General features: G+C 72.0%; 25 protein-coding genes. 6 read left to right on the plus strand and 19 right to left on the minus strand.

Features of this window, described 5'->3' with window-relative positions:
• Positions 1-127 precede the first annotated feature (127 nt).
• Together OG242_RS13780 and OG242_RS13785 are read right to left on the minus strand one after the other, a co-directional pair.
• Positions 128-1,324 carry a PQQ-binding-like beta-propeller repeat protein gene (locus tag OG242_RS13780; protein ID WP_405901601.1) on the minus strand — a complete coding sequence of 399 codons (1,197 nt, stop codon included), beginning with the start codon at positions 1,322-1,324 and terminating at the stop codon, positions 128-130.
• Between the two features lie 342 nt (positions 1,325-1,666).
• Positions 1,667-4,195, minus strand: coding sequence for an ATP-dependent Clp protease ATP-binding subunit (locus tag OG242_RS13785; protein WP_405898452.1), 2,529 nt, complete (start codon positions 4,193-4,195; stop codon positions 1,667-1,669).
• A gap of 441 nt (positions 4,196-4,636) precedes the next feature.
• Here OG242_RS13785 and OG242_RS13790 point away from each other — a divergent pair, with 441 nt between their 5' ends.
• On the plus strand, positions 4,637-5,248 hold the full coding sequence (locus OG242_RS13790; RefSeq protein ID WP_405898453.1) for an SCO3374 family protein: 612 nt from the start codon (positions 4,637-4,639) through the stop codon (positions 5,246-5,248).
• Here OG242_RS13790 and OG242_RS13795 read toward each other — a convergent pair.
• From OG242_RS13795 to OG242_RS13840, 10 genes are all read right to left on the minus strand, one after another.
• Positions 5,227-5,562 carry an Lsr2 family protein gene (locus OG242_RS13795; protein ID WP_405898454.1) on the minus strand — a complete coding sequence of 112 codons (336 nt, stop codon included), beginning with the start codon at positions 5,560-5,562 and terminating at the stop codon, positions 5,227-5,229. The two genes, OG242_RS13790 and OG242_RS13795, sit on opposite strands and share 22 nt — an antisense overlap.
• A gap of 144 nt (positions 5,563-5,706) precedes the next feature.
• Positions 5,707-6,264, minus strand: coding sequence for an amino-acid N-acetyltransferase (locus tag OG242_RS13800; protein ID WP_026242816.1), 558 nt, complete (start codon positions 6,262-6,264; stop codon positions 5,707-5,709).
• A 9-nt stretch (positions 6,265-6,273) separates the two neighbouring features.
• Positions 6,274-6,711: a BlaI/MecI/CopY family transcriptional regulator gene (locus tag OG242_RS13805; protein WP_405898455.1), complete on the minus strand. Its 438-nt coding sequence runs from the start codon at positions 6,709-6,711 to the stop codon at positions 6,274-6,276.
• Between the two features lie 123 nt (positions 6,712-6,834).
• Positions 6,835-7,014: a hypothetical protein gene (locus tag OG242_RS13810; RefSeq protein ID WP_093708238.1), complete on the minus strand. Its 180-nt coding sequence runs from the start codon at positions 7,012-7,014 to the stop codon at positions 6,835-6,837.
• A 43-nt stretch (positions 7,015-7,057) separates the two neighbouring features.
• A complete protein-coding gene (locus OG242_RS13815; RefSeq protein ID WP_405901602.1) occupies positions 7,058-7,630 on the minus strand; it encodes a hypothetical protein in 573 nt (190 codons plus the stop codon).
• 137 nt (positions 7,631-7,767) lie between these two features.
• Complete coding sequence (locus OG242_RS13820; protein ID WP_405898456.1) at positions 7,768-8,565, minus strand: type III pantothenate kinase; 798 nt, start codon at positions 8,563-8,565, stop codon at positions 7,768-7,770.
• On the minus strand, positions 8,565-9,596 hold the full coding sequence (nadC, locus tag OG242_RS13825) for a carboxylating nicotinate-nucleotide diphosphorylase (protein WP_405898457.1): 1,032 nt from the start codon (positions 9,594-9,596) through the stop codon (positions 8,565-8,567). The genes OG242_RS13820 and nadC overlap by 1 nt, the downstream gene beginning before the upstream one ends.
• Positions 9,597-9,598: 2 nt before the next feature.
• A complete protein-coding gene (locus OG242_RS13830; protein ID WP_405898458.1) occupies positions 9,599-11,332 on the minus strand; it encodes an L-aspartate oxidase in 1,734 nt (577 codons plus the stop codon).
• The gene (panC, locus tag OG242_RS13835) at positions 11,329-12,342 is read right to left on the minus strand and encodes a pantoate--beta-alanine ligase (protein ID WP_405898459.1); all 1,014 of its coding nucleotides are present in this window, start codon (positions 12,340-12,342) and stop codon (positions 11,329-11,331) included. The genes OG242_RS13830 and panC overlap by 4 nt, the downstream gene beginning before the upstream one ends.
• Complete coding sequence (locus tag OG242_RS13840; RefSeq protein ID WP_405898460.1) at positions 12,342-13,391, minus strand: Rossmann-like and DUF2520 domain-containing protein; 1,050 nt, start codon at positions 13,389-13,391, stop codon at positions 12,342-12,344. Before OG242_RS13840 ends, panC begins: the two co-directional genes overlap by 1 nt.
• Positions 13,392-13,557: 166 nt before the next feature.
• Between OG242_RS13840 and OG242_RS13845 the strand changes: the two genes are divergently transcribed.
• Positions 13,558-14,757 (plus strand): threonine aldolase family protein, encoded by a 1,200-nt coding sequence (locus tag OG242_RS13845; RefSeq protein WP_405898461.1) that lies wholly within the window; start codon positions 13,558-13,560, stop codon positions 14,755-14,757.
• A 98-nt stretch (positions 14,758-14,855) separates the two neighbouring features.
• Complete coding sequence (locus OG242_RS13850) at positions 14,856-15,974, plus strand: DUF5937 family protein (protein WP_405898462.1); 1,119 nt, start codon at positions 14,856-14,858, stop codon at positions 15,972-15,974.
• 15 nt (positions 15,975-15,989) lie between these two features.
• Here the strand turns inward: OG242_RS13850 and OG242_RS13855 are convergent, their stop codons facing one another.
• Together OG242_RS13855 and OG242_RS13860 are read right to left on the minus strand one after the other, a co-directional pair.
• Positions 15,990-16,661 carry a response regulator gene (locus OG242_RS13855; RefSeq protein ID WP_405898463.1) on the minus strand — a complete coding sequence of 224 codons (672 nt, stop codon included), beginning with the start codon at positions 16,659-16,661 and terminating at the stop codon, positions 15,990-15,992.
• Between the two features lie 25 nt (positions 16,662-16,686).
• Positions 16,687-17,904, minus strand: coding sequence for a sensor histidine kinase (locus tag OG242_RS13860; RefSeq protein WP_405898464.1), 1,218 nt, complete (start codon positions 17,902-17,904; stop codon positions 16,687-16,689).
• Positions 17,905-17,999: 95 nt separating this feature from the next.
• Between OG242_RS13860 and OG242_RS13865 the strand changes: the two genes are divergently transcribed.
• Both OG242_RS13865 and OG242_RS13870 read left to right on the plus strand, forming a co-directional pair.
• Positions 18,000-19,055 carry an SAM-dependent methyltransferase gene (locus OG242_RS13865; protein ID WP_405898465.1) on the plus strand — a complete coding sequence of 352 codons (1,056 nt, stop codon included), beginning with the start codon at positions 18,000-18,002 and terminating at the stop codon, positions 19,053-19,055.
• Between the two features lie 56 nt (positions 19,056-19,111).
• Complete coding sequence (locus tag OG242_RS13870; RefSeq protein WP_405898466.1) at positions 19,112-20,254, plus strand: NADH-quinone oxidoreductase subunit D; 1,143 nt, start codon at positions 19,112-19,114, stop codon at positions 20,252-20,254.
• 88 nt (positions 20,255-20,342) lie between these two features.
• On the opposite strand, the gene OG242_RS13875 is transcribed toward OG242_RS13870, so the two are convergent.
• The 4 genes from OG242_RS13875 to OG242_RS13890 all read right to left on the minus strand — a co-directional run bounded on the left by OG242_RS13875 (position 20,343) and on the right by OG242_RS13890 (position 23,936).
• Positions 20,343-21,266 carry a hypothetical protein gene (locus OG242_RS13875; RefSeq protein WP_405898467.1) on the minus strand — a complete coding sequence of 308 codons (924 nt, stop codon included), beginning with the start codon at positions 21,264-21,266 and terminating at the stop codon, positions 20,343-20,345.
• A gap of 230 nt (positions 21,267-21,496) precedes the next feature.
• Positions 21,497-22,474, minus strand: coding sequence for an ABC transporter substrate-binding protein (locus OG242_RS13880; RefSeq protein WP_405898468.1), 978 nt, complete (start codon positions 22,472-22,474; stop codon positions 21,497-21,499).
• An 84-nt stretch (positions 22,475-22,558) separates the two neighbouring features.
• Positions 22,559-23,233 (minus strand): ABC transporter permease, encoded by a 675-nt coding sequence (locus OG242_RS13885; protein WP_405898469.1) that lies wholly within the window; start codon positions 23,231-23,233, stop codon positions 22,559-22,561.
• Between the two features lies 1 nt (position 23,234).
• A complete protein-coding gene (locus OG242_RS13890) occupies positions 23,235-23,936 on the minus strand; it encodes an ABC transporter permease (protein WP_405898470.1) in 702 nt (233 codons plus the stop codon).
• A gap of 131 nt (positions 23,937-24,067) precedes the next feature.
• Here OG242_RS13890 and OG242_RS13895 point away from each other — a divergent pair, with 131 nt between their 5' ends.
• Complete coding sequence (locus OG242_RS13895) at positions 24,068-25,255, plus strand: ABC transporter ATP-binding protein (RefSeq protein WP_405898471.1); 1,188 nt, start codon at positions 24,068-24,070, stop codon at positions 25,253-25,255.
• 57 nt (positions 25,256-25,312) lie between these two features.
• On the opposite strand, the gene OG242_RS13900 is transcribed toward OG242_RS13895, so the two are convergent.
• On the minus strand, positions 25,313-26,434 hold the full coding sequence (locus OG242_RS13900) for an alpha/beta hydrolase (RefSeq protein ID WP_405898472.1): 1,122 nt from the start codon (positions 26,432-26,434) through the stop codon (positions 25,313-25,315).
• Between the last annotated feature and the right edge of the window lie 97 nt (positions 26,435-26,531).

Genomic DNA, 26,531 nt, shown 5'->3' on the forward strand with positions numbered 1-26,531 from the left:
GAAAGGCCCCCGACGGATCGGGCCCGTTCCTCCTAAGGCGGCTAGTAGGCCTCGAATGGCCTGTGCGCCTTGTCACCGGCGGTGGGACCGAAGGCCGTCCGTTTCGGGACCTTCGGCCCGGGGCCGATCACTGCCCGACGGGCAGCGCGGTCACCTTCTTGGCGTGCAGCGCGACCAGTCGCCTGCCGCCCGAGGCCAGGTACCAGCGGTCGAGGTCGCCGGAACCGTCGTTGTACGTCCACAGCAGCTTGCCGTCGGCCGGGTCGAAGGCGTGGACGCCGCCGTCCTTGTCGAACTCGGTCGCCCCGTAGAGGACGTCCCCCACCTTGGCGAACTGCCACGGGGCGGCCACGTCCAGGCTTTCCTTGTTGTGCCAGCGGCGCTTCCCGGTCGCCGGGTCGACCGCCCACAGGGCGTGCACGGTGTCGGAGGCGTAGAGGACGCCGTCCAGCACCGCCGGGTCGTTGAACCGGCTGTACTTCTCGGTCGCGAGGGACCAGCGCTCGGCACCCGTCTCCAGATCGAAGGCGCGCAGCTGCTCGCCGGTCGCGATGATGACGAGGCCCTCGTGGACCACGAAGCCGCGGTTGCCGGTGCGGCCGATCTTCTTCGTCCAGACCTGGTGGCCGGTCGCGGTGTCGCGGACCGTGAGGTTCTTGCGGAAGTCCGTGTAGACGAGGCGCTTGCCGGAGGTCTGCGCGGTGATGCCGTTCTGCTCGGTGCCGTGGTCGCGCTGCTCGCGCCAGACGACCTTGCCGGAGCCGGTGGAGATGGCGGCGATCACGTTGTCGGGCGTCCGGAAGTCCTTGTCCAGGATTCCCGCGACGACGTAGACGTGGTCGGCGTCCGCGGCGATGACCCGGGGCTGGGAGTACTCCTCGTCGCCCAGCCGGCTGCGCCAGGTGTCCCTGCCCGTCCTGGGGTCGAGCCCGATGATGTTGCCGTCGTACCGGGCGCTGGCCAGGTAGAGGGTGCCGTCGCCGATCAGCATGCTCGCGCCGGGGGTGGTGACCTCGGCGCGGGACCAGATCTCCTTGCCGGTGGCCAGGTCGCGGGCCACCAACGGGTCACCGGAGACGAGCACCACGTCGTCGACCACGGCGACCGCCGATATCCAGGCCAGTCCGTCGAACGTGGTGGTGTGCTGCCAGGCGGGCTCCGGCTTCCCACCGGGTGCGGGGGCCGCGCCTCCCGGCTTCCCGGACTCCCCGGGCTTCCGCGAACCGGAGCCGCCGCCCTCGGCCGGCTCCTCCTCCGGCCCGCAGGCCGCGGTCCCGGCGCCCAGCAGGGCCAGTCCCGCTCCGGCGCCGGCCAGCTTGATCATCCGCCTGCGTGACACATCGCCTCTGCCCATGGCGTGCCCCATCCCCCTCGCTGCAACTTTCCGGGGTCTCTCGTTTGCGAACGAGAAACCTTCCCCGGGCAGGTCACCCGGGGCTGCGCCAGATTAGCCAACGGATGTTTGCCAACACGCGTAGCGATCGTGACCGGGACGCTTCTGTGACGCGCCTGTCACCGTGCGCGCCGCGAAGAAAAGAGTCGTGCGCTCCGGGAAAGAAGGCCGCGCCGAATGCGGAAAAGGGGCGGCCCCGGCCGGTCGAAACCGGTCCGGGGCCGCCCCTTCGGACGCTCGGGCGCTACTGCCGGGAGGGGCAGCGGGCGCCTGTCACGCCTCCTTCGACATGTTCGGGCCGGCGCCGCCTGCCGCCTGCTCGATCGGCGGGACGTCGGGCAGAGCCGACTTCTCCTCGCCGCGGAAGGTGAACTTCTGGTCGTCGCCCTCGCCCTCGCTGCCGACGACCACGATGTGGCCGGGGCGCAGCTCGCCGAAGAGGATCTTCTCCGAGAGGATGTCCTCGATCTCGCGCTGGATCGTCCGGCGCAGCGGCCGGGCGCCCATCACGGGGTCGTAGCCCTTCTTGGCGAGCAGCTTCTTGGCGTCCGTGCTGAGCTCGATGCCCATGTCACGGTCCTTGAGCCGCTCGTCCACCTTCGCGATCATCAGGTCGACGATCTCGATGATGTCTTCCTGGCTGAGCTGGTGGAAGACGACCGTGTCGTCCACACGGTTGAGGAACTCGGGCCGGAAGTGCTGCTTGAGCTCGTCGTTGACCTTGACCTTCATCCGCTCGTAGTTCGTCTTGACGTCGCCCTGGGCGGCGAAGCCCAGGTTGAAGCCCTTGGAGATGTCCCGGGTCCCGAGGTTGGTCGTCATGATGATGACCGTGTTCTTGAAGTCCACGACCCGGCCCTGGGAGTCGGTCAGGCGACCGTCCTCCAGGATCTGGAGCAGGGAGTTGAAGATGTCGGGGTGGGCCTTCTCGACCTCGTCGAAGAGGACGACGGAGAACGGCTTGCGGCGCACCTTCTCGGTGAGCTGCCCGCCCTCCTCGTAGCCCACGTAGCCGGGGGGCGAACCGAAGAGACGCGAGACCGTGTGCTTCTCGCTGAACTCCGACATGTCGAGGGAGATCAGCGCGTCCTCGTCACCGAAGAGGAACTCGGCGAGCGTCTTGGACAGCTCCGTCTTACCGACACCGGACGGGCCGGCGAAGATGAACGAGCCACCGGGGCGCTTCGGGTCCTTCAGACCGGCCCGCGTACGGCGGATCGCCTGCGAGAGGGCCTTGATGGCGTCCTTCTGGCCGATGACGCGCTTGTGGAGCTCGTCCTCCATGCGCAGCAGCCGGGAGGACTCCTCCTCGGTCAGCTTGAAGACCGGGATGCCGGTGGCGGTGGCGAGGACCTCGGCGATGAGCTCGCCGTCGACCTCGGCCACGACGTCCATGTCGCCGGCCTTCCACTCCTTCTCGCGCTTGGCCTTCGCCGCCAGCAGCTGCTTCTCCTTGTCGCGGAGAGAGGCCGCCTTCTCGAAGTCCTGGGAGTCGATGGCCGACTCCTTGTCGCGGCGCACGCCCGCGATCTTCTCGTCGAACTCGCGGAGGTCCGGCGGCGCGGTCATCCGGCGGATGCGCATCCGGGAACCGGCCTCGTCGATCAGGTCGATCGCCTTGTCCGGCAGGAAGCGGTCCGAGATGTAGCGGTCGGCCAGCGTCGCGGCCTGGACCAGCGCCTCGTCCGTGATGGACACGCGGTGGTGGGCCTCGTAGCGGTCGCGCAGGCCCTTGAGGATCTCGATGGTGTGCGGCAGCGACGGCTCCGCGACCTGGATGGGCTGGAAGCGGCGCTCGAGCGCGGCGTCCTTCTCCAGGTGCTTGCGGTACTCGTCGAGCGTGGTGGCACCGATGGTCTGCAGCTCGCCTCGCGCCAGCATGGGCTTGAGGATGCTCGCGGCGTCGATCGCGCCCTCGGCGGCGCCCGCACCCACCAGGGTGTGGAGCTCGTCGATGAACAGGATGATGTCGCCGCGGGTGCGGATCTCCTTGAGGACCTTCTTCAGGCGCTCCTCGAAGTCACCGCGGTAGCGGGAGCCGGCGACCAGCGCGCCGAGGTCCAGGGTGTAGAGGTGCTTGTCCTTGAGGGTCTCGGGCACCTCGCCCTTGACGATGGCCTGCGCCAGGCCCTCGACGACCGCCGTCTTGCCGACGCCGGGCTCGCCGATGAGGACCGGGTTGTTCTTGGTACGGCGGGAGAGCACCTGCATGACCCGCTCGATCTCCTTCTCGCGCCCGATGACCGGGTCGAGCTTGGATTCGCGAGCGGCCTGCGTGAGGTTGCGGCCGAACTGGTCGAGCACCAGCGACGTGGAGGGCGTGCCCTCCGCGGGGCCGCCGGCGGTGGCCGCCTCCTTGCCGCCCGAGTACCCGGACAGCAGCTGGATGACCTGCTGGCGCACCCGGTTCAGGTCGGCGCCGAGCTTCACGAGGACCTGGGCGGCGACGCCCTCGCCCTCGCGGATCAGGCCGAGCAGGATGTGCTCCGTACCGATGTAGTTGTGGCCGAGCTGGAGGGCCTCGCGGAGCGACAGCTCCAGGACCTTCTTGGCTCGGGGCGTGAAGGGGATGTGGCCGGACGGGGCCTGCTGGCCCTGGCCGATGATCTCCTCCACCTGCTGGCGGACCGCCTCGAGCGAAATCCCGAGGCTCTCCAGGGCCTTAGCGGCGACACCCTCACCCTCGTGGATCAGGCCCAGGAGGATGTGCTCGGTGCCGATGTAGTTGTGGTTGAGCATCCGGGCTTCTTCCTGAGCCAGGACGACAACCCGCCGCGCGCGGTCGGTGAACCTCTCGAACATCGTTAATCGCTCCTCAGAGCGGTCAGGCAGTAAGGGGTCGGTCCCCTCCCTGTCCTTCCGCAGCTTAGTCCCGCAAGCGGGGACCGCTCATTTCAACTGCCGACACCCGGCCTTGCTTCCTGGCGGTTCCTCCGCCCCGAACGCCGACAACTCCTCCAACCCGATGGTGCGAGACGATGTTCCCGCAGGCCAGGCCAATACCCCAGTCGCCAGTACGCCGATGGCGAACGTGAGACGTGCATGGCTTGCGTGTCGCCCCTCCCCACTAGGGATGTCTTACCCGCAATTACAGACAGTCCATGCGGCGTACGCGGGTTCCCTCCGCTACGGGCGAACATCTTCGTACTCCTGAATGCGCCCGTACGCCCCCAACCCGGACACCCTATGCGTTTGCCCGTAAGCGTTGCGTAACCGGGAGGGCCGGTCGGGGGTTGTTCCGTCATGGCCCTCACCGTCCCGCCGCCCCGTGTCCCGCCTCCCGTCGAGCGGGGCGGTGAGGTACGGGGCGAGCCCTGGGGCGGTTGGTACGAGCGGGAGCTCGGCTGGACCACGGCGGGCACCTCGCCGGTGCGGCTGCTGACCGGGCTGCGGTTCGACGCGCTCGTCGTCCCCGCCGTCGCCGGTCACGCGGCGCTGCGGCGGGTGGGCCGGACCGGGCCGGTGGCGCTCATGGGGCTGCGGATGAGCCTGCTGGTGGCGCCGGGGAGCGCGGAGGAGCTGCCGGGGCTGCTCGACTGGCTGGAGTGGGGCGGGGTCGCGCTCTCGCTGGGCCGGCTGGGCGCGGGCGGCCGGATCACCGCTCCGCCGCCGCCCGGGCATCCGGTGGAGCCGGGGGCCGCCTCCTGGCTGCGGCCCCCCGGGGCGTCACGGGAACAGGACGGAGCGCCGGTTCTCCCGGCCTTCTCCGGCTTCGGGAGCAGGCGTGGCGATGCCCCCGACCTCGTCCGGCTCGTGGACGCCGTGGCGACGGAATGCCACCGGGCCCGGCTGACGCGAGCCCGGGCGGGCGTCTTCCCCGAAGAGCCCGCTGCTCAGCCGTTGGCTTCCTCGTAGGCCTGACGGATCCCGGCGGGAACGCGGCCCCGGTCGTTCACGTCGTGGCCGTTCTCGCGGGCCCACTTGCGGATCTCGGCGGTGTCCTTGCTGCCACCGGAGACGGCACGGCCCTTGCCGCGGCCCGACGCCGCACGGCCACCGGTACGCCGGCCGCTCTTCGCGTAGGGCTCGAGAAGAGAACGCAGCTTGTCCGCGTTGGCGGTGGTGAGGTCGATCTCGTAGGACTTGCCATCCAGCGCGAACGTCACCGTCTCGTCCGCCTCGCCGCCGTCGAGGTCGTCAACAAGAAGGACCTGAACCTTCTGTGCCACTGGATTTCCTTTCATCGAAAATGGAGTACGCGGAAAGGAAACCGCTTTTCCCCGGAAAACACAAACCCCCGGGAGGGGTTCAGCAGCTCAAGGAGACGGGAAACGTGCGCGATTCGGACATAGGGATCGCCCTACTTCCCGCGGTCACAGGTGCAGCAGCATCCGGCTGTTGCCCAAGGTGTTCGGCTTCACTCGTTCGAGACCCAGGAACTCCGCGACTCCCTCGTCATAGGAACGCAGCAGCTCGCTGTAGACATCTCCGTCGACCGGCGTCTCTCCGATCTCCACGAAGCCGTGCTTCGCGAAGAAGTCGACTTCGAAGGTGAGGCAGAAAACCCGTCGGACGCCGAGCCAGCGGGCGGTCCGCAGCAGCTTGTCGAGGACTTGGTGCCCCACTCCGGCGCCCTTGATGCCATGATCGACGGCGAGCGTACGGACTTCGGCGAGGTCTTCCCACATCACGTGCAGTGCGCCGCAGCCGACGACCGAGGCGTCCTCGTCCCGTTCGGCGATCCAGAACTCCTGGATGTCCTCGTAAAGCGTCACCGTGGCTTTGTCGAGGAGGATGCCTTCCCGCACGTAGCCGTCGAGGAGACGGCGGACGGCCGGCACATCGCTCGTCCGCGCGCGCCGGACGGTGATGGCCACGTTTATAACCGACGGTTCGGTCTGCAAATCGGTTTGCGGAAGCTCTGAGGACATACGCAGACGCTATCGCCCGGACTCCGGCTCCGCGTCATCGGCCGCTTCCACGGCTTCGTCCCCGGGCGCCGCGCCGTCCTCGGGAAGAGTGGGCAGAACGATCCGCATCGCGTCCCGCAGTGCCTCGCGCTGCTCGGCCGACATCATCCCGAAGAACGCGACCAGCGCGGCCGCCGGGTTGTCGCTGCGCGACCAGGCTTCGTTCATCAGGGCGGCGGCGTATGCGGCGCGGGTGGAGACGGCCGTATATCGATATGCACGGCCCTCCACTTCGCGGCGGACCCAGCCCTTCTGATGGAGATTGTCCATTACCGTCATGACGGTGGTGTAGGCGATGGACCGCTCCTGCTGAAGGTCCTCCAGGACTTCCCGCACAGTGACCGGACGGTTCCATTCCCAGACCCGTGTCATCACGGCGTCCTCAAGCTCTCCCAATTGACGGGGCACAGCGTCACCTTAGTGCCAGATGTCTGGAATGCGTAGCTATTTACACAGCAAAAGGGCGTACGGCCCTTCGGGAGCCGTACGCCCTTTCGGTACGCCAGGTGTGCGGTACGCGCCTCGGGAGGGTCAGGCCCCTTCGGCGCGCGGGGTCTGGTGGACCGACTCGGCGCGGCTGATCGCCGCGTCCACGGCCGCGTCCTCCTTGGCCTTGTTGGGACCGCCCTGGCTCTTGACGATCGTCACGACCAGGCCGATGAAGAAGGCGGCCATCACCACGGGGGGCACGAGCGCGGATACGTAGTCCATGCCGTCCAGAGTAGCGAGCCGCTCCCGGACCTCCGGAGAGGCCCTACCCCGCGCGGCGCTCCGGGGGCCGGGGCACGGGCCGGCGCGGCGGGAAGACCTCCGAGGGCTTCGGGGCCGGCCGCTCGGACGGCGGTACGGGACGGCCGGGGGCCGCCGGCGTCTTCGGCTTGTCCGGCTCCGCGGCGCGCCCGCCGGGCAGGGCGGTGAGGCGGCTGCGGGGCGCGGGGGCGGTCGCGTGCACGGCCCGTCCGGCGAGCCGGGCGCGTACCGAGCGCTCCGCGACCATCTGGCAGCGTTCCAGGAGCGCGGCGGCGAGGGGGCCGCCGCGCAGGGCGCGCAGCGCGGCCAGATCCTCGGGGCGGGGGTCGTATCCGGCGGCCAGGGCGTCCTGGAGGAGTTCCAGGTAGCCGGTGAGGGAGCCGGGGAGGGCGTCGCGGTAGCGGACGAGGTCGGCGAGGAGGAAGGCGCGCAGCCGTCCCGCCTCGGCGACGGCGTCGTCCACGCTGCCCGCCAGCCGCAGGCAGTCCTGGACATCCTCGTCGGGCAGGGGCGCGGGGTGCAGGGCGAAGGCGAGGGCGCGTCGGAGCACTCGCAGCTCGTCCGCGCTGAACGCCATACCGCCGCGTGATCCGTAGGGCGTGGGCATGACGCGACAATACGTGCTAAAGGGACAAAATCCGCTTAACTGGTCGTCGGTGGCGCGGCGGCTCCGGAGAGCCGCCGCGCACGGAGCCGCCGGTCAGGGGCCCTTCGCTAGAGGCGCGACACGTTGCGCTCGTACACCAGACGGAGGCCGATGAGGGTCAGCCAGGGCTCGTGCTCGTCGATGACGGAGGACTCGCCCAGCACCATCGGAGCAAGGCCGCCCGTCGCGATGACGGTGACGTCGTCCGGGTCGGCGGCCAGTTCCTTCTTCATCCGGTCCACGACGCCGTCGACCTGGCCCGCGAAGCCGTAGATGATGCCCGCCTGCATGGCCTCGACGGTGTTCTTGCCGATGACGCTGCGCGGCCGGGCCAGCTCGATCTTGCGCAGCTGGGCGCCCTTGACGCCCAGCGCCTCGACGGAGATCTCGATGCCGGGCGCGATGACCCCGCCGGTGTACTCGCCCCGGGCCGAGACCGCGTCGAAGGTGGTGGCCGTGCCGAAGTCGACGACGATCGCCGGACCGCCGTACAGGTCGACGGCGGCGACCGCGTTGATGATGCGGTCCGCGCCGACCTCCTTCGGGTTGTCCATCAGGATCGGCACCCCGGTCTTGATGCCGGGCTCCACGAGCACGGCCGGGACGTCGCCGTAGTAGCGGCGGGTCACCTCGCGCAGCTCGTGCAGCACGGCCGGGACCGTGGAGCAGATCGCGATGCCCTCGATGCCGTCGCCCAGCTCCATGCCGAGCAGCGGGTGCATGCCCATCAGGCCCTGGAGCAGCACGGCGAGCTCGTCCGCGGTGCGGCGGGCGTCGGTGGAGATCCGCCAGTGCTCGACGATCTCCTCGCCGTCGAACAGGCCGAGGACCGTGTGGGTGTTCCCGACGTCGATGGTGAGCAGCATCAGGCGCCGGCCCCGTCGGTGTCGCGGAAGTCCAGGCCGATGTCCAGGATGGGCGAGGAGTGGGTCAGCGCGCCGACGGCCAGGTAGTCGACCCCGGCCTCCGCGTAGGCGCGGGCCGAGTCGAGCGTGAGCCGGCCGGAGGACTCCAGGAAGGCCCGTCCGCCGGTCAGGGCGACCGCGTCGGCGGTCTCGGCCGGGGTGAAGTTGTCCAGCAGGATCAGGTCGGCGCCCGCGTCCAGCACCTCGGTGAGCTGGGCCGGCGTGTCCACCTCGACCTCGATCGGGACGTCCGGGAACTCCTCCCTGACCCGCTTGAACGCCTCGGCGACCCCGCCCGCCGCGATGACGTGGTTGTCCTTGACCAGCGCGGCGTCGGACAGCGAGAACCGGTGGTTGACGCCGCCGCCGCAGCGCACCGCGTACTTCTCCAGGGCACGCAGGCCCGGGGTCGTCTTGCGGGTGTCGCGGACCTCGGCCTTGGTGCCCTCCAGTACGTCGGCCCAGGCGCGGGTGGCGGTGGCGATGCCGGAGAGGCGGCAGAGCAGGTTGAGGGCGCTGCGCTCGCCGGTGAGGAGGTCGCGGGTGCGGGTGGTGACGGTCAGCAGCTTCTGGCCGGGGACGACGCGGTCGCCGTCCTCGACGTGCCGCTCGACCTCGAACTCGGAGGTGCAGACGATCGACAGGACCGCCTCCGCGACGCGCAGACCGGCCACCACGCCGGCCTCGCGGGCGGTGAAGTCACCGGTGGCCATGGCGTCCTCGGCGACGGTGGCGACGGTCGTGACGTCCACCCCGCCGTCCAGGTCCTCCGCGATGGCCAGGTGCGCGATGTCCTCGACCTGGATGGGGTCCAGGCCGGATTCGACGAGGAGCTGGGCGAGCGCGGGGTCGAGCCCGCACTCCTCGTACTCGTCGTCGCCGCCGCAGCCGCAGCCGTCACCGCAGCCGCCGGCGGCGGGTGCGGGCGCGCCGACCCGGATCAGCGGTACGTCCACGGGAGTGGGGCGCGGATTCTCTTCGGGCGTGCTCACGGTTACGGCTCCTCGGGAGTGGGGTGGGTGGTGCTCGTCGCTGCGCAGTCTGCTGCCCCGGGCGCGTCCACGGGCCCGAACGCATCGGTATCCGTCCGACGGAGGACGAGGCTCCGGTCGGAATCGAGCCGTACGACGAGGTGGCGGCGCCAGTGCTCGTCGTCGCGCTCGGGCCGGTCCTCGCGCCAGTGGCAGCCGCGGGTCTCCTCGCGCTGCCGGGCGGCGGCGACCAGGACCCGGGAGACCAGCAGCAGGTTGGTGGCCTCCCACGTCTCGACACCGGGCTCCGCGGTCTTCGGCTCGGCGGCCCCGGCCTTCAGGTACGCGCTGCGGTGCAGGTCCTCCAGTTCGTCGGTCGCCGTGGTGAGGCTCGCGGCGGAACGCAGGACACCGGCGCCCCGCGTCATGATGCGCTGGACCATGGCCCGGGTCTCGGGGGCCAGGAGCGGGGAGAACACCGGCTCCTTGTCGACGGCCTCGCCCGCGCGGGGGCGGGTGGCGACGATGTCGGCCGCGATGCGCTCGGCGAAGACGAGTCCTTCGAGCAGCGAGTTGGACGCCAGCCGGTTCGCGCCGTGCACCCCGGTGCAGGCGACCTCGCCGCAGGCGTACAGGCCGGGCACGGTCGTACGGCCCCGCAGGTCGGTACGGACGCCGCCGGAGGCGTAGTGCGCGGCCGGTGCGACCGGGATCGGTTCGGTGACCGGGTCGATGCCGTGGGCGCGGCAGGCGGCCAGGATGGTCGGGAAGCGCTGCTCCCACATCTCGGCGCCGAAGTGGCGGGCGTCCAGATACATGTGGTCGGTGCCGTGCAGCTGCATCTGGCGGGTGATGCCCTTGGCGACGATGTCGCGCGGGGCCAGCTCCGCCAGCTCGTGCTGCCCGACCATGAAGCGCGTCCCGTGCGCGTCGACGAGGTGGGCGCCCTCGCCCCGTACCGCTTCCGAGACCAGGGGCTGCTGGCCCTCGGAGCCGGTGCCGAGGAAGAGCACGGTGGGGTGGAACTGGACGAACTCCAGGTCCGAGACCTCCGCACCGGCCCGCAGCGCCAGGGCCACGCCGTCGCCGGTGGAGACCGACGGGTTGGTGGTGGCGGAGAAGACCTGGCCCATGCCGCCGGTGGCCAGGACCACGGCCGGGGCGTTGACCGCGCCGACGCCGTCGTGCTGGCCCTCGCCCATGACGTGCAGGGTGACGCCGGCGGTACGGCCTTCGGCGTCGGTGAGGAGGTCGAGCACGAGGGCGTTCTCGACGGTGTGCAGGGCCGCCTCGCGGACCGCTTCCACCAGGGCGCGGGAGACCTCCGCGCCGGTCGCGTCGCCGCCGGCGTGGATGATGCGGCGGCGGTGGTGGCCGCCCTCGCGGGTCAGGGCCACGGAGCCGTCCTCGGCGGTGTCGAAGCGGGCTCCGGTCTCGATGAGCCGGCGCACCGCGTCGGGGCCGTCGGTGACCAGGGCGCGCACGGCCGCCTCGTCGCAGACCCCGGCGCCGGCGACCAGGGTGTCGTCCAGGTGCTGTTCGGGGGTGTCGCCCTCGCCGAGGGCCGCGGCGATACCGCCCTGCGCCCAGCGGGTGGAGCCGGCGTCGAGCCGGGCCTTGGTCACCACGACGGTGGCGAGGCCCGCCGCCGCGCAGCGCAGCGCGGTGGTGAGCCCGGCGACGCCGGAGCCGACGACCACGACATCGGCGTCGATGGACCAGCCGGGTGCGGGGGCGGTCAGCCGTATTCCGGTCACGATGTCGCTCCGAAGGTGAGGGGGATGTTGTCGATGAGTCGGGTGGCGCCGACCCGGCCGGCCACCGCGAGGATCGCCTCGCCGGCCGCGCGGTCGTCGGGGATCTCCGTGAAGTCGGCCGGGTCCACGAGCGCCACGTAGTCCAGGTCGAGCGGCGGGCTCGCGGCCTGCGCCTCCTCCAGGACCGTGCGGGCCGCGGCGCGCACGGCGGCGGGTCCGGCGTCCGGGCGGGCGCGGGCCACCGCCTGGGCGTCGGCCGCGAGGCGGGCCTCGCCGAGCCGGTTGAGCCCGGCGGCCCGGTCCTCGGTCGCGCCGGTGGCCCGGGCGCGGGCGTGCAGCGCGGCCTGGGCGGCGAGGCGGTCGCGGGCCGCGAACAGGGCCCGGGACAGGGCGAGCGCGGTGTGGCGCTCGTGCGGGTCGAGGAAGCGGTTGCGGCTGGAGAGCGCGAGGCCGTCCGGCTCGCGGGCCGTCTCCACGCCGACGATCTCCACCGGGAAGTTCAGGTCGCGGACCATGCGCCGGATCAGGGCGAGCTGCTGGGCGTCCTTCTGCCCGTAGAACGCGGTGTCGGGGCGGGTGAGGTGGAGGAGCTTGGCGACGACGGTGAGCATGCCGTCGAAGTGCCCGGGGCGCGAGGCCCCCTCCAGCCGTTCGCCCATCGGGCCCGCCGAGATCCGGACCTGCGGTTCGCCGCCCGGGTAGACCTCGTCGGCGGACGGGGCGAAGACCACGTCGGCGCCCGCCGCGGCGGCCACCGCGAGGTCGGCTTCGAGCGTGCGCGGGTAGCGGTCGAGGTCGGTGGCCTCGCCGAACTGGAGCGGGTTGACGAAGACGGTGACGACGACCTGCCCGGCGGGGCCCGCGTGGGTGCGGGCGGCGCGGATCAGGGAGGCGTGGCCCTCGTGCAGGGCGCCCATCGTCATGACGACGGCCCGCCGCCCCTCGGGGGCGTACGCGTGCAGCTCGGCGGCCGTGTGCAGCAGGGCCGGGGCGGATGTGGTCGCGGTCATCAGGACTCCTCCGGTCCGCTGCCGGTGTCGCCGGAAGGGGTCGGGCCGCCGGGGCCGTTCGCGCCGGAGCCGCCGGGGCCGTTCGCGCCGGGGCCGGGCCGGCCGGAGCCGCTCGCGCCGGGGCCGTTCGCGCCGGAGCCGCCGTCCGCGAGGACGTCGAGCAGGTCCTCGGCCAGCTCCGGCTTGAGCAGCCCGTGGGCGAGGGCGCGGTCCGCGGTGGCGCGGGCCATCGCGACGTAACCGGCGACCGCCTGCGGGGCATGGGCGCGCAGCTCGCCGATGTGCGCGGCGACCGTGCCGGCGTCGCCGCGCGCGACCGGGCCGGTGAGCGCCGCGTCGCCGGAGCGCAGGGCGTTGTCCAGGGCGGCGCCGAGCAGCGGGCCGAGCATCCGGTCGGGGGCGGTGACCCCGGCGGTGCGCAGCAGCTCCATCGACTGGGCGACCAGCGTGACCAGGTGGTTCGCGCCGAGGGCGAGGGCCGCGTGGTAGAGCGGACGGGACTCCTCCGCGATCCACTCCGGCTCGCCGCCCATCTCGATCACCAGCGCCTCGGCGGCGAGCCTCAGCTCGTCGGGCGCGGTGACCCCGAAGGAGCAGCCGGCCAGCCGCTGGACGTCCACGGAGGTTCCGGTGAACGTCATCGCGGGGTGCAGGGCGAGCGGCAGGGCGCCGGCCCGCCGGGCGGGGGCCAGCACCTTCGTCCCGTACCGCCCGGAGGTGTGGACGAGGAGCTGTCCGGGGCGGACGGCCCCGGTCTCGGCCAGGCCCTCGACGAGCCCGGGGAGGGCGTCGTCGGGGACGGTCAGCAGGACGAGCTCGGCGCGCGCGAGGACGTCGGCCGGCGTCACGAGGGGGACGTCGGGGAGCAGGGCCGCGGCGCGCCGCACGGAGGCGTCGGAGACGCCCGAGACGGCGACCGGGCGGTGTCCGGCGAGGGCGAGGGACGCGGCCAGGGCGGGGCCGACACGGCCCGCCCCCACCACGCCGACGGTGAGCCGGGCGGGGCGGTCCCTCGCGTCGAGGGGGTCCTTGGGAGCTGTTGCGTTCACACTGCGGGCCTTCCGTTCCAGTCCGCGGGGGGTACCGGACGATTCCTCTGCATGCTACGCCAGCGTCCGCCCCGCCATCCCGGCTGTCCACAGGCTGTGGATACCGCGCCCGTCGGGCGTCGGAAACCATGTGGGCAGGCCCGGCGTTCTGCGTGATGATCGTTCCATGGCAAACATGAACACGCAGGTGAAGGACGGGGCGGCGGACGAAGCGGCGGCCGGGGACGGCGAGGCCTGGCGGTTGCGCCGGTTCACCGCGTGGCGGCAGGCCGGGCGCGTCCTGTCCCGTCTCCCCCAGGACGACACGCTCGGCGAGCAGCTGGCCGCCCTGGCGGCGGACGCCGGGACGGTCACCGATCTCGACCTGCCCGCGGACATCTACGGGAACGGCGTCGCCGGCGAGCTGGAGCAGCGGGTCGCCGGGCTGCTGGGCGCGGAGGCCGCCGTGTTCTTCCCGACCGGGACGATGGCCCAGCAGGTGGCGCTGCGCTGCTGGGCGGGCCGCACCGGCAACCCCACCGTGGCCCTGCACCCGCTCGCCCACCCCGAGGTGCACGAGGGCGGCGCGCTGGGGGCGGTCAGCGGGCTGCGCACCGTCCACCCGACGTCCGACCCGAGGCTGCCCACGGCGGACGAGATCCGCGACTTCCCGGAGCCGTTCGGCACGCTGATGCTGGAGCTGCCGCTGCGGGACGCCGGTTTCGTGCTGCCCACCTGGGAGGAGCTGGAAGAGGTGGTGGCCGCCGCGCGCGAGCGGGACGCGGTGGTCCACTTCGACGGGGCCCGGCTGTGGGAGTGCGCCACGCACTTCGGGCGCGGGCTGCCGGAGATCGCCGCGCTCGCGGACAGCGTGTACGTGTCGTTCTACAAGTCCCTCGGCGGGATCTCCGGGGCCGTGCTCGCCGGTTCCGCCTCGCTGGTCGAGGAGGCCCGCGTCTGGCGGCACCGGTACGGCGGCCTGCCCTACCAGCAGTTCCCGGCGGCGGTGGCGGCCCTGACGGGGCTCGACCGGGAGCTGCCGAAGCTGCCCTCGTACGTGGCACACGCCAAGGTCGTGGCGGCCGCGCTGGCCGAGGGGTTCACGCAGGCCGGGGCGGGCTGGTTCCGGGTGCAGCCGGAGCCCCCGCAGACCCATCAGTTCCGGGTGTGGCTGCCGTACGGGGCGGACGAGCTGACGGAGGCGTCGGTGCGGCAGGCGGAGGAGACGGGCACGGTGCTCTTCCGCCGCTGGTCCACGCCCGGCACCGGTGCGCCCGGGGTGTCGTTCACGGAGGTGACCGTGACGGAGGCCGGGCTGGAGTGGACCGCCCAGGAGGTGCGGGACGCGGTGGCCGCGTTTCTGGAGCGGCTGCCGGGGAAGAGCTGAGCCGGCCCGTCCCCCGGACGGATCCGGTCGAGGACGCGGATTGACGCCCGCCGTCAATCCGCGTCCGGGCTGTCGTACCCACCCGGCACCATGGACGGGTGAGCGTCACCATCGGCATCGCGGGGCTCGACCCCGCCCGCATCGTCTTCACGACCTCCCCGCTCGTCGAGCTGGGGGTCGCCCTGCACGCCCTCTCCGAGCCGGGACACCACCCGGGCCTGCACGGCTGGGCGACGGCCACCACCACGGCCCTGGAGCCCGACCTCGCCGACCGGCTGCACGAGGCGGAGTTCCTGTGGCGGAACACCTTCTCGGACATCTTCATGCCGTCCGCAGGGGTCGTCGGGGGCGACGGCATGCCGGGCGACAGCCTCGCCGCCGAGCTGGACATCCTGGACCGGCTGGACGACGACCGGTTCGTCTCGGCCGCCCTGGAGTTCACCTGCGCCGCCTTCTACGGGACCGGGGCGGCCTCCCCGCTGCGCGACGCCGAGGCGCGCGCCCGGGCCCTGGACATGGCGGCGGCACGCGGCCCCCGCCAGGTGGAGTTCACCCAGCGGCTGCTGGCCGACCCCGCTCCCGTACGCCGCTGGCTGCGCCGCCTGTTCGAGGACTGCGATCAGGCGTTCTTCGCGGACACCTGGGAGCGGACGCGCATCCAGCTGGTGGCGGACGCGCGGCACAAGACTGACCTGCTGCGGCGCAAGGGGGTCGCCGAGGCGATACGGGCGGTCTCGCCCGCGCTCTCGCTCGACGCGGACGGCGGCCGGATCAGCGTCGACAAGCTGGCCGAGGGGGCGACCGACGCCACGGACCCGGCCGTCGGCCCCGGGCTCACGCTGATCCCGACCAGCTTCGGCTGGCCGCATCTGATGGTGGTGCACGCCCCGGGCTGGCGCCCGGTGATCCACTACCCGGTGCACCGGCCGGAACTGCCCGCGCCCGCCCCGGTGGAGCTGCTCCAGCTGCGGATGGAGGCGCTGGCCCACCCGATGCGGATGCGGCTGTGCCGGAACATCGCGCGTTCCCCGTACACGACCGGCGAACTCGCCGACACCAACGGGATCACGGCGCCCGAGGTCTCCCGCCATCTCGCGGTGCTCAAGAAGGCCGGTCTGGTCACGACCCGGCGGCGCGGCCGGTACGTGCTGCACCAGCTGGACCTGACCGTGGTGGCCCGGCTCGGCAGCGACTTCCTGGAGGGGATCCTGCGCTAGGGCCTGTCGTTCGGATCAGCCCGCGCCGCCGGCGCGTACCAGGCCCGTCTCGTAGGCGAGGACGACGACCTGCACCCGGTCGCGCAGGGACAGCTTGGTCAGGATGCGGCCGACGTGCGTCTTCACGGTCGCCTCGGAGAGCACCAGGCGTCCTGCGATCTCGCCGTTCGACAGGCCCTGGGCGACCAGCAGCATCACCTCGCGCTCGCGCTCGGTGAGCCTGGCGATGTCCTTGTGCTGGGGTTCCGCGGTGCCGCTGGGGAGCATCGGCGAGAACCGGTCGAGCAGCCGGCGGGTGGTGGACGGGGCGACGACCGCGTCCCCGCTGTGCACGGAGCGGATCGCGGCGAGCAGTTCGCCCGGCGGCACGTCCTTCAGCATGAAGCCGCTGGCCCCGGCCTTCAGCCCGGAGAACGCGTACTCGTCGAGGTCGAAGGTCGTCAGGATCAGCACCTTCGGCGGGTCGGGCTGCGCGCAGATGCGGCGGGTCGCCTCGACACCGTCCAGCCGGGGCATGCGTACGTCCATCAGCACCACGTCCACGGCGGTGGCGCGCAGGATCTCGATCGCCTCCGCGCCGTCACCGGCCTCGGCGACCACCTCCATGTCGGGCTGGGCTGCGAGCACCATCCGGAATCCGGTGCGCAGCAGCACCTGGTCGTCGACGAGCATCACGCGGATCGCCATGGGGGCCTGTTCTCTCCTCGTTCGTTCAGCGGTCGGCGGCCTTGAGGGGCAGCAGCGCGCTGATCCGGAATCCTCCGCCGGGGCGCGGCCCGGCGTCCAGTGTGCCGCCGACCATGCCGACCCGTTCCCGCATGCCGATCATGCCGTGGCCGGCGCCGTCGGCGCCCCCGTCCTCGTACAGCTCGTGCGCCGCGCCCCGGCCGTCGTCCTCGACGAGCAGGCCTAGCCCGTCGTCGAAGTAGACCAACCGCACGCTCGCCCCGGCGTGCGGGCCACCGTGCTTGCGGGTGTTGGTCAGGGCCTCCTGCACGATCCGGTACGCGGTCAGCTCGACGCCGCTGGGCAGCGGGCGGGCGGTCCCCTCGACCTTGAAGTCCACCGCCAGACCGGCCGCCCTGACCTGGTCGATCAGCTCCTCGATCTGCTCCACGTCGGGCTGCGGGACGTACTCCCCGCTCTCCTGCGCGTCCCCCGTCCGCAGCACCCCGAGCAGCCGCCGCATCTCCGCGAGGGCCTGCCTGCCGGTGCTGGAGATGGTCTCCAGCGCCTGCCGGGCCTGGTCGGGCGCCGCGTCCATGACGTAGGCGGCGCCGTCGGCCTGCACCACCATCACGGAGACGTTGTGCGCGACGACGTCGTGCAGCTCGCGGGCGATCCGGGCCCGTTCGGCGGCCACCGCGACCTTCGACTGGGCCTCCCGCTCCCGTTCGAGCCGAGCCGCCCGCTCCTCCAGCTGGTCGAAGTAGGCACGCCGCGTCCGCATCGAGTCGCCGAGGACCCAGGCCAGCACGAACGGGACCGTCAGCACGATGACGACGAACGCCGCCTGCGCCCAGTTGCGCGGTGCCCCCTCCTCGTCCGGCCACCGGAGCTGGGACATCGAGGCCGCGGTCAGGCTGCACGCCAGGGCGAGCCGGGAGGCCCAGCGCTCACCGACGGTGGCCACCGTGAAGGTGATCACGAGCATGGCGAAGTTGGCGGCGTTCGGCCGGACGCCGCAGACCAGTTGCAGGACGCCCATCGCGATGGCGAGCAGCAGCATCTTCTCCGGCGCGCGCCGGCGCAGGGCGACGACGAGGCAGAGACCGATGACGATCGGCACGATCGCGATGCGTTCGAGACGGCCGCCGTGCCCGACGTCGCCGACCACGATGGTCATGCCGGAGAGCCCGAGGAGGAAGACAGCCCAGAAGCTGTCGACGCCCGTCGGGTGTCTGCGGATGAAATCGTAGAGGCGCTGCACGTAACCCAGCGTAAAGAAGACCGAGGGGTGCCGGGTCAGCCGAAGGGTCGATCCGGGTCCTGGGACCGTACTCCCCAAGGTGGAGACTGGGAAACATGATGGATGAGTGGCGCGGGTGGCAGGAGGCGGCCGAGGCCGCGCTCTACGGTGACGAGGGTTTCTACCGGCGTCCCGAGGGCCCCGCGGGCCACTTCCGTACCTCCGTGCACGCCTCCCCGCTCTTCGCCGCCGCCGTCGCCCGGCTGCTGGTCCGTACGGCGGCCGGGCTCGGCACCGCGGACGTGGACCTGGTCGACATGGGCGCCGGGCGCGGGGAACTGGTCACCGGGGTGCTCGCCGCGCTGCCCGCCGCAGGCGGGGCGGACCTCGCCGTGCGCGCGTACGCCGTCGAGCTCGCCGCCCGCCCCGACGGCCTGGACCCCCGGGTGGAGTGGTGCGCGGAGCCGCCGCCCGGGGTGCGCGGGCTGCTGTTCGCCAACGAGTGGCTGGACAACGTGCCGCTGCCCGTCGCGGAGACGGACGACGAGGGCGTCGAACGGTACGTCGAGGTGCGCACCCGCGACGGCGCGGAGCGGCTGGGCGCGCCGGTGACCGGGGCGGACGCGGAGTGGCTGCGGCGCTGGTGGCCGTCGGCGGGTCCGGGCAGCCGGGCGGAGATCGGCCGCCCGCGCGACGAGGCGTGGGCGGACGCGGTGGCGTCCCTGTCCGCGGGCCTCGCGGTGGCGGTGGACTACACGCACGCACGCGGACAGCGCCCACCGTACGGGACGCTCACCGGTTTCCGGGCCGGGCGCGAGGTGCGGCCGGTGCCGGACGGGAGCTGCGACCTGACGGCGCACGTGGCGCTGGACGCGTGCGCGGCGGCGGGCGGACGGGACGCGGACCTGCGTACCCAGCGCGAGGCCCTGGCGGCCCTGGGCATCACCGGCGGACGCCCGCCCCTGACCCTGGCATCGACGGACCCGGCCGCGTACGTCCGCACCCTGTCCACGGCAGGCGAGGCGGCGGAACTGACGGCCAGGGGCGGCCTGGGCGACTTCGGCTGGCTGAGCCACGTGGTCAGCCCCGCCGCACAACCCAGCCCTTCCGCACAATCCAGCCCCACCACACAACCCAGCCCCTCCGCACCATCCAGCCCCTCCGGCGATTGAGGAGCGGGGTCCGGGGCAGCGCCCCGAGGAACGGCGCGGCACGCAATAATCGCCCCATGACGGAGACGACCATCGGCATCGGCGGCGCAGCCGAAAGCACCGACATGGTGCTCAACATCGGCCCCCAGCACCCCTCCACCCACGGCGTGCTCCGACTCCGCATCGTCCTGGACGGCGAACGCGTCCAGCACGCCGAACCGGTCGTCGGCTACATGCACCGCGGCGCGGAGAAGCTGTTCGAGGCCCGCGACTACCGCCAGATCATCATGCTCGCCAACCGCCACGACTGGCTCTCCGCGTTCTCCAACGAGCTGGGCGTCGTGATGGCCGTCGAGCGCATGCTCGGCATGGAGGTCCCCGAGCGCGCGGTCTGGACCCGCACCCTGCTCGCCGAGCTGAACCGGGTCCTCAACCACCTGATGTTCCTCGGCTCGTACCCGCTCGAACTGGGCGGGATCACCCCGGTGTTCCACGCGTTCCGCGAGCGCGAGGAGCTCCAGGCGGTGATGGAGGAGGTCTCCGGCGGCCGCATGCACTACATGTTCAACCGGGTGGGCGGCCTCAAGGAGGACCTGCCGGCCGGCTGGCTCGGCCGCGCCCGGGACGCCGTCGCCTCGGTCCGCTCCCGGATGGACGTGTACGACGGGCTGGTGCTCGGCAACGAGATCTTCCGGGGCCGCACCCGTGGCGTCGGCGTGCTGTCGGCCGAAGCGGTGCACGCGTACGGGGTGTCGGGGCCGATCGCCCGTGCCTCGGGCGTCGACTTCGACCTGCGGCGCGACGAGCCGTATCTCGCGTACGGGGAGCTGCAAGGCACCCTGAAGGTCGTCACCCGGACCGAGGGCGACTGCCTGGCCCGGTTCGAGTGCCTGCTGGAGCAGACGCACAACGCCCTGGACCTCGCGGACGCCTGCCTGGACCGGATGGCCGGCCTCGCGCCGGGGCCCGTCAACCAGCGGCTGCCCAAGGTCCTCAAGGCCCCCGAGGGCCACACCTACGCCTGGACCGAGAACCCGCTCGGCGTCAACGGCTACTACCTGGTGTCCAAGGGCGAGAAGACCCCGTACCGGCTGAAGCTGCGCTCGGCGTCGTTCAACAACATCCAGGCGCTCACCGAACTGCTGCCGGGCACGCTGGTCGCGGACATGGTGGCGATCCTGGGCTCGCTGTTCTTCGTCGTCGGCGACATCGACAAGTAGGCGGGCCGGAACGACGCGACGGCCGCCACCCGGGGTCCGGGTGGCGGCCGTCGTGCTGCCTCGTGCTGTACGCCGTCTGCCGTGCGCGTTACGAGATGGCGCTGCGCAGCTCCGCCACGTCGAGCTGCTCGGTCTCGTCGTGCGCGGTGAGGTCGATGACCTTGCCGACGGCACGCTCCTCGGACGCGTCCGAGCGGTGCGCGGCCAGCGCCTCCTCGCCCACCACGTCGGCCAGGTCCTCGTTCTGCACGGACTCGATCGCGGCGGGCTCGATCGCGGCGGGCTCGGCCTTCTGCGTACCGAAGAAGTCGAAGCTGCCCTGCGGCACCAGGTGCCGGCGGGACGCCGCGTACGGGACGACCGCGCTGGCGGCCGGGACCGGGCGCGTGGCGGGTGCCTGGGCGGCGGGCCTGGTCGCGGGCAGGGCGGCGGGCGGACGGCGGTCCTGGCCGGTGCCGGCCCCGGACGGCTCGGCCGCCGCGTGCTTCCCCCGGCGCTCCTCCGTCTCCCGGGCGCGCTCCGCGAGGTCCCGCTGCCGGGCCTCGTCGGCGATGCGGCGGGCCTTCTGGAGCGCCGCGTTGCGCGGGAGGTCGGCCAGCGCGCGGGCGGCGCGGGCGTACGCGTCGGGGGTGGGGGTGGAGCGGGCGGCGGGCAGTTCGCGGGCGGGCGCGGACGCCTCGATGGCGAGCTGCCGCCGGCTCTCCAGGACGCTGGCGCGCTCGGTCTCGGCGTTGGCGTACCGCCGCAGCAGCGCGGCGTGTTCGCCGCGCAGTCCGGCCAGCTCCACGCGCTTGCGGCGCAGCTTCGTCTCCAGGCGGGCCCGGATCTCGCGCGCCTCCTCCAGGTCCGCTTCGAGCTCCGCAAGGCGTTCCTCGGCACGCCACTCGTCGCCAGCGCGGGCACGCGTCAGATCGGCGACACGGCGTCCCGCCTCGCGGTCCCAGCTGCGCATCAGGACCGCGCCGGTGACGGCGGCGGCCGCTGCGGCGGCGACCAGGGCGCGCAGGACCATGGGCTCGGTCAGCAGCCAGGCTCCCGCGGCACAGACGACCGATGCCCCGGCGACTGCCGAAGGCGGAAGGATTCTGTGCAGTGGTGGCGAATGGCGATGGCGTCCACGTGGCATGGCCCGAAATTTACCGTGTGCGCGGCGTACTTGGGGAGCCGCCCGGCAATCTGTGCCCGGCAAGTTACCCGGCGGCTCCCGCGACCCCTTCTCCGGGCGCCTCCCCCGGGGCCTTTCTACTTCTTGATCAGTCCCTTCGACTGCAGATATTCGCGGGCCACATCGGCCGGCTTGGCGCGCTCCGCGTCGACCTTGCGGTTGAGGTGGGCGAGGTCCTCGGTGGTGAGCGCGCCGGTGAGCTTGCCGAGTGCGTCGGCTATGTCCTGGGCGCCGGCGTCCTTGGCGTTGAGAACGGGCAGCACGTTGTCCGCGTTCTGGAGCTTCTTGTCGTCGTCCAGGAACACCAGGTCGTAGGTGTCCAGCACCGCGTCGGTGGTCGTGGTGAGAACGAGCTGGTCCTTGCCGTCCTTCACCGCCTGCTTGGACTGCGGGGTTCCGACGCCCTTGGGGTCGATTCCGGTGACGTCGATGCCGTACGTCTTCTTCAGGCCGGGCGCGCAGAACGGCCGCACCTCGCACTCGTCGCCCGCCGCGACCTTGACGCCGATCTTCGCCGCGCCGAGATCCGAAAGGGTCTTCAGCTTGTGCTTGCCGGCGAATTCCTTGGTCACCGCGAACGCGTTCTGGTCGACGGCCTTCCCTGCCGGAAGGACCTTCAGTCCGCGCGGCTCGGCGAGCTTCTTCAGGGCGGCCACGGTGGCGGCGGTGTCGCCCGAGGCGACCGGCTTCGACTCGGCGGCCTTCGCGCCGTTCACCTTGGCGTTGAGGAATTCCGCGATGGTCGCCGCGTATTCCGGTACGACGTCGATCTCGCCCTTCTCCAGGGACGGTTCGTAGAGTTCGCGGTTCTTCACGGTGGTGACCGAGGTGCTGTATCCGGCGTCCCCGAGGATCTGGGCGTACAGCTCGGCGAGCACCTTGGACTCGGTGAAGGCGGCGGCGCCGACGACGAGCGACCCCTTCTTGCCGGAGTCCCCGCCCCCGGCCGGGGCGCCCTTGTCCTTCTCCAGGCTGTCTCCGCCGCACGCGGCGAGCGAGCCCGCCAGCGCGAGGATGCCGATGACGGCGCCGGCCATGCGTGAGGTGCTGGTCATGTTCTTCTCCGTCCACGGCGGCGAGGCCGTATGCGACAAATGGTGCGTATGCAACAAGAATTACGGGTGGGTGAGCCGGGTCCCCTACGCGGGCCGGCGGCGGCGCAGTGGGGACAGCAGGCGGTCGAGGGCCACCAGGACCGCCTCCACCAGCAGCGCGAGCACGGCCACCAGCAGTGCCCCCGCCACCACCTGCGCGGTGTCGTACGTGTTGAAACCCGCGGTGATGATGCGGCCGAGGCCTCCCTGGCCGACCATGGCCGCGATCGTCGCCGTGGCCACGACCTGGACGGCGGCCGACCGCAGCCCGGTCATGATCAGCGGGTACGCCAGCGGGAGCTCGACGCGCAGGAAGAGCTGGCCGCCCGACATGCCCATCCCGCGCGCGGCCTCCGTCACCGAACGGTCCACCTCGGTCATCCCGACGTAGGCGTTGGTCAGCAGCGGCGGCACGGCGAACAGCACCAGGGCGGTGATCGTGGGTATGTAGCCCGCGTTGCGCAGGGGCGAGACCATGAAGAGGGCCAGCACCGCGAAGACGGGGACCGCCCGGCCGACGTTGGCCAGGTTGACCGCGAGCGCGCCGCCCTTCCTTATGTGGCCCAGGTACAGCGCGACGGGCAGGGCGATGGCGCAGGACAGGGCGAGCGCCACACCGCTCACGTACAGGTGCTCGCCCAGCCGGTGGGCGACCCCGCTCTCCCCGGACCAGTTGGTGCCGGTGGTGAGCCAGGTCCAGGCGTCCCCGAGAACCCCCATGTCAGACCGCCTCCGCCTTGGCCGGGCCGTGCGCGGCGCGTATGCGGGTCCAGGGCGTCAGCAGCCGTTGCAGACCGAGCAGCAGCAGGTCCGCGACGACCGCGAGCAGCACGCAGAGCACCGAGGCGGCCAGCACCTGGGCCTTGAAGAAGCTGGGCAGCGCGTCCTCGATGAGATTGCCGAGGCCGCCCCGGCCGACGATCGACCCGACCGTGGTGAGCGCGATCGTGGACACCGTGGCGATCCGTATCCCCGCCATCAGCGCGGGCAGCGCGAGCGGCAGTTCGACCTCCCACAGCAGGCGGGCCGGCCCGTACCCCATGCCGTGTGCGGCCTCCTTCGCCTCCTCGGGCACCGCTTCCAGGCCCGCCAGGATGTTGCGTACGAGGATGGTCAGCGAATACAGCACGAGACCGGTGACCACCAGCGCAGCGGAGAGCCCGAACAGGGGCAGCAGCAGCGAGAACATCGCGAGCGAGGGCACGGTGTAGAGCACCGTCGTCAGCCCGAGGACCGGTGCGGCGAAATGCCGGCCGCGGCGTGCGAGGAGCGCCAGCGGGAAGGCGACGGCCACCCCGATCGCGACCGAGACGGCGGTGATCCAGATGTGCTGGACGGTCGCGTCCGTCAACTCCTGGCTGCGGGTGCGGAGATACTCCCCGCAGATCCAGTCGTTCGTCACCAGGCAGTTCTGTCCGGCCATCCGTCCCCCCACCTCCCGTTCGCCTTCTCGTACTGATGTCCGGCGAGCCTATCCTCGACCACTGACAATCGCCGGAGCCGTTGTATTCCAGCAACATGTCCTTCACAGAACACCCGCGACAATGGGGAACCATGATCCGTTTCGAGCACGTCACCAAGCGGTATGCGGACGGCACCACCGCCGTCGACGGCCTTTCCTTCGAGGTCGCCGAGGGTGAACTGGTCACGCTCGTCGGACCGTCCGGCTGCGGCAAGACGACCACCATGAAGATGGTGAACCGGCTCATCGAACCGACCGAGGGCCGGATATTCCTCGACGGGGACGACATATCCGCCATCGACCCCGTCCAGCTGCGCCGCCGCATCGGCTATGTGATCCAGCAAGTGGGCCTCTTCCCGCACAGGACGGTCCTGGAGAACACCGCCACCGTTCCCCATCTCCTCGGGTGGAAACGCGGAAAGGGCCGCGCCCGCGCGGCCGAACTCCTCGATCTGGTCGGACTCGATCCTTCCGTTTATGGCGACCGTTATCCCGAGCAGCTCTCCGGCGGTCAGCGCCAACGCGTCGGCGTGGCACGGGCGCTGGCGGCCGACCCGCCGGTCCTGCTGATGGACGAGCCCTTCGGCGCGGTGGACCCCGTGGTGCGCGAGCACCTCCAGAACGAATTCCTGAAGCTTCAGGAACAGGTCCGCAAAACCGTGCTGTTCGTCACCCACGACATCGAGGAAGCGGTCCGTCTCGGCGACCGCATCGCCGTCTACGGGCAGGGCTCGATCGAGCAGTTCGACACCCCCGCCACGGTGCTCGGCGCCCCCGCCACCGGCTATGTCGCGGACTTCGTAGGCGCCGACCGGGGCCTGAAGCGGCTCTCCGTCACCCCCGTCGAGGAGAGCGACTGCGACCATCCGCCGGTCGTCCACCTCGACGACCCGCTGGCCGCCGCGACCGAGCGCCTCCGCGCCGAGGGTGCCCGCTGGGCCGTCGTCCTGGACGGCGACGAGCACCTGCACGGCTGGATCGCCGCCGACGACACGCGTACGGGCTCCAAGGGCACCGTCCGCGACCACGCCCGCCGGATGGAGGCGTGGCTTCCCCTCGGCGCCCCGCTCAAACAGGCATTCGCCACCATGCTCCAGCACGACGCCGGCTGGATCGCCGTCATCGACGGGGCGGGCGAGGGCCGCTTCCTGGGCGTGCTCACCCCGGCCCGCCTCCACGAGGCGCTGCGCCGCTCGGTCGGCGCTGACGGCCGCGCGGTGCCGCGCGCGGAGGTGACGGTGGAGAGCGTCACCGGCGTGGCGGAGACGGCGGCGGGGTAGCGGGGCGGGCCCACTCCCGCGAGCCCGGGGCCCGCGGGAGGGGTTCCGGCCGCCGTCTCAGCTCTCGCTCAGCCGGCTGCTCAGCCACTCCAGCGCCGCCGGGATCTCCCGGCGCCACGTGTTGAAGTTGTGGCCGCCGCTGTCCAGCACGATCGAGGAGACCTGCGCCGGCTGCTTCACCTTGGCCACGAACTCCCGCGTGCCGGCGTAGTTCGGCTCGCCGTGACGGGAGCTCGTGACCAGGAACGAGGAGTCCGGCTGCGGCCGGTTGTCCAGCGTCCACAGCAGGTCCGCGCGGCGCCGGGCCGCCTCGTCGCCGTGGAAGAGGTCGCCCGTCGTCGGGTCCTCGGCCGCCTTGTAGTACGCGGAGAGCCCCGCGCTCGCGGCGAACCTGTCCGGGTGGTGCAGCCCGATCTTCAGGGCGCAGTACCCGCCGGTCGAGTTACCGATGATGCCCCAGTTGCGGGCGCGCTTGCCGACCCGGTATCCGGCCGAGACCGCCCGGGGCAGGTCATCGGCGAAGAAGGTCTCCGTCTTCGGGCCCCCCTCTATGTCCACGCACTCCGTGTCCCGGGGCGGCGCCACGGTCGGGCGCAGCATCACCAGGACCATGGGCTGCGCCCGTCCGGCCTTCACCCGGTCGAGCGCCGTACGCGGATAGCGCAGCCCCTTGATGAGGTTCTCCGAGGTGCCCGGGTAGCCGGTGAGGACCACGACCGCCGGGAACTTCCGCCGGGCGAACGCCGGCTGGAAGTACTCCGGCGGCAGGTACACGTACGCCGAACTCTCGATGCCCGAGTGCCGGCCCGCGATCACGACCTTGTCGATCCGCCCGCCCACCGTCGCCCTCGCCCCGCCCGGCACGTCCGGCCGCTGCGTCCCCACCCGGACGATGTTCTTCGCGGCCAGCGTCCCGGCCGCGTGGTCGGTGACCACGCCCATGTCCTGCTTGCGGCCGAACAGGTCCGCCCAGGAGCCGTAGAAGAGGAAGCTGTTGTTGGCGAGCAGGCCGACCGTGGCGAACACCGCCACCTGGGTCGCGAGCAGCATGCCCACCCGGCCGAGCACCGCCGGCGCGCTGCGCCGGGCGAGCCTCGGCCAGCACCAGACGGTGACGGTGAACAGCACGACGGCCAGCGCGATCGCAAGGATCAGCAGCGGCTTGTCCGTAAGGCCCATGACCGGTGAACTTTCTGTCAGGAAATTTCCGGGCAACGGTGAACCCGCGGCCCGGAAGGCTCGTCCTAGAGGTCGCACATCGTCCGCAGGGCTCCGG

This window comes from Streptomyces sp. NBC_00727 (genome assembly GCF_045161745.1).
Lineage (GTDB): Bacteria > Actinomycetota > Actinomycetes > Streptomycetales > Streptomycetaceae > Streptomyces.

What these genes read in the sequence shown, in the direction of transcription:
- OG242_RS13785 (WP_405898452.1), bottom strand. Translation starts at nt 4,195, where the DNA reads ATGTTCGAGAGGTTCACCGACCGCGCGCGGCGGGTTGTCGTCCTGGCT.
- OG242_RS13900 (WP_405898472.1), bottom strand. Translation starts at nt 26,434, where the DNA reads ATGGGCCTTACGGACAAGCCGCTGCTGATCCTTGCGATCGCGCTGGCC.
- OG242_RS13890 (WP_405898470.1), bottom strand. Translation starts at nt 23,936, where the DNA reads ATGGCCGGACAGAACTGCCTGGTGACGAACGACTGGATCTGCGGGGAG.
- OG242_RS13815 (WP_405901602.1), bottom strand. Translation starts at nt 7,630, where the DNA reads ATGGCGTTCAGCGCGGACGAGCTGCGAGTGCTCCGACGCGCCCTCGCC.
- OG242_RS13820 (WP_405898456.1), bottom strand. Translation starts at nt 8,565, where the DNA reads ATGCTGCTCACCATCGACGTCGGGAACACCCACACGGTCCTCGGCCTG.
- OG242_RS13880 (WP_405898468.1), bottom strand. Translation starts at nt 22,474, where the DNA reads ATGACCAGCACCTCACGCATGGCCGGCGCCGTCATCGGCATCCTCGCG.
- OG242_RS13800 (WP_026242816.1), bottom strand. Translation starts at nt 6,264, where the DNA reads ATGTCCTCAGAGCTTCCGCAAACCGATTTGCAGACCGAACCGTCGGTT.
- OG242_RS13780 (WP_405901601.1), bottom strand. Translation starts at nt 1,324, where the DNA reads ATGATCAAGCTGGCCGGCGCCGGAGCGGGACTGGCCCTGCTGGGCGCC.
- OG242_RS13875 (WP_405898467.1), bottom strand. Translation starts at nt 21,266, where the DNA reads ATGGTCCTGCGCGCCCTGGTCGCCGCCGCAGCGGCCGCCGCCGTCACC.
- OG242_RS13845 (WP_405898461.1), top strand. Translation starts at nt 13,558, where the DNA reads ATGGCAAACATGAACACGCAGGTGAAGGACGGGGCGGCGGACGAAGCG.
- OG242_RS13895 (WP_405898471.1), top strand. Translation starts at nt 24,068, where the DNA reads ATGATCCGTTTCGAGCACGTCACCAAGCGGTATGCGGACGGCACCACC.
- OG242_RS13865 (WP_405898465.1), top strand. Translation starts at nt 18,000, where the DNA reads ATGATGGATGAGTGGCGCGGGTGGCAGGAGGCGGCCGAGGCCGCGCTC.
- OG242_RS13885 (WP_405898469.1), bottom strand. Translation starts at nt 23,233, where the DNA reads ATGGGGGTTCTCGGGGACGCCTGGACCTGGCTCACCACCGGCACCAAC.
- OG242_RS13790 (WP_405898453.1), top strand. Translation starts at nt 4,637, where the DNA reads ATGGCCCTCACCGTCCCGCCGCCCCGTGTCCCGCCTCCCGTCGAGCGG.
- OG242_RS13855 (WP_405898463.1), bottom strand. Translation starts at nt 16,661, where the DNA reads ATGGCGATCCGCGTGATGCTCGTCGACGACCAGGTGCTGCTGCGCACC.
- OG242_RS13810 (WP_093708238.1), bottom strand. Translation starts at nt 7,014, where the DNA reads ATGGACTACGTATCCGCGCTCGTGCCCCCCGTGGTGATGGCCGCCTTC.
- panC (WP_405898459.1), bottom strand. Translation starts at nt 12,342, where the DNA reads ATGACCGCGACCACATCCGCCCCGGCCCTGCTGCACACGGCCGCCGAG.
- OG242_RS13870 (WP_405898466.1), top strand. Translation starts at nt 19,112, where the DNA reads ATGACGGAGACGACCATCGGCATCGGCGGCGCAGCCGAAAGCACCGAC.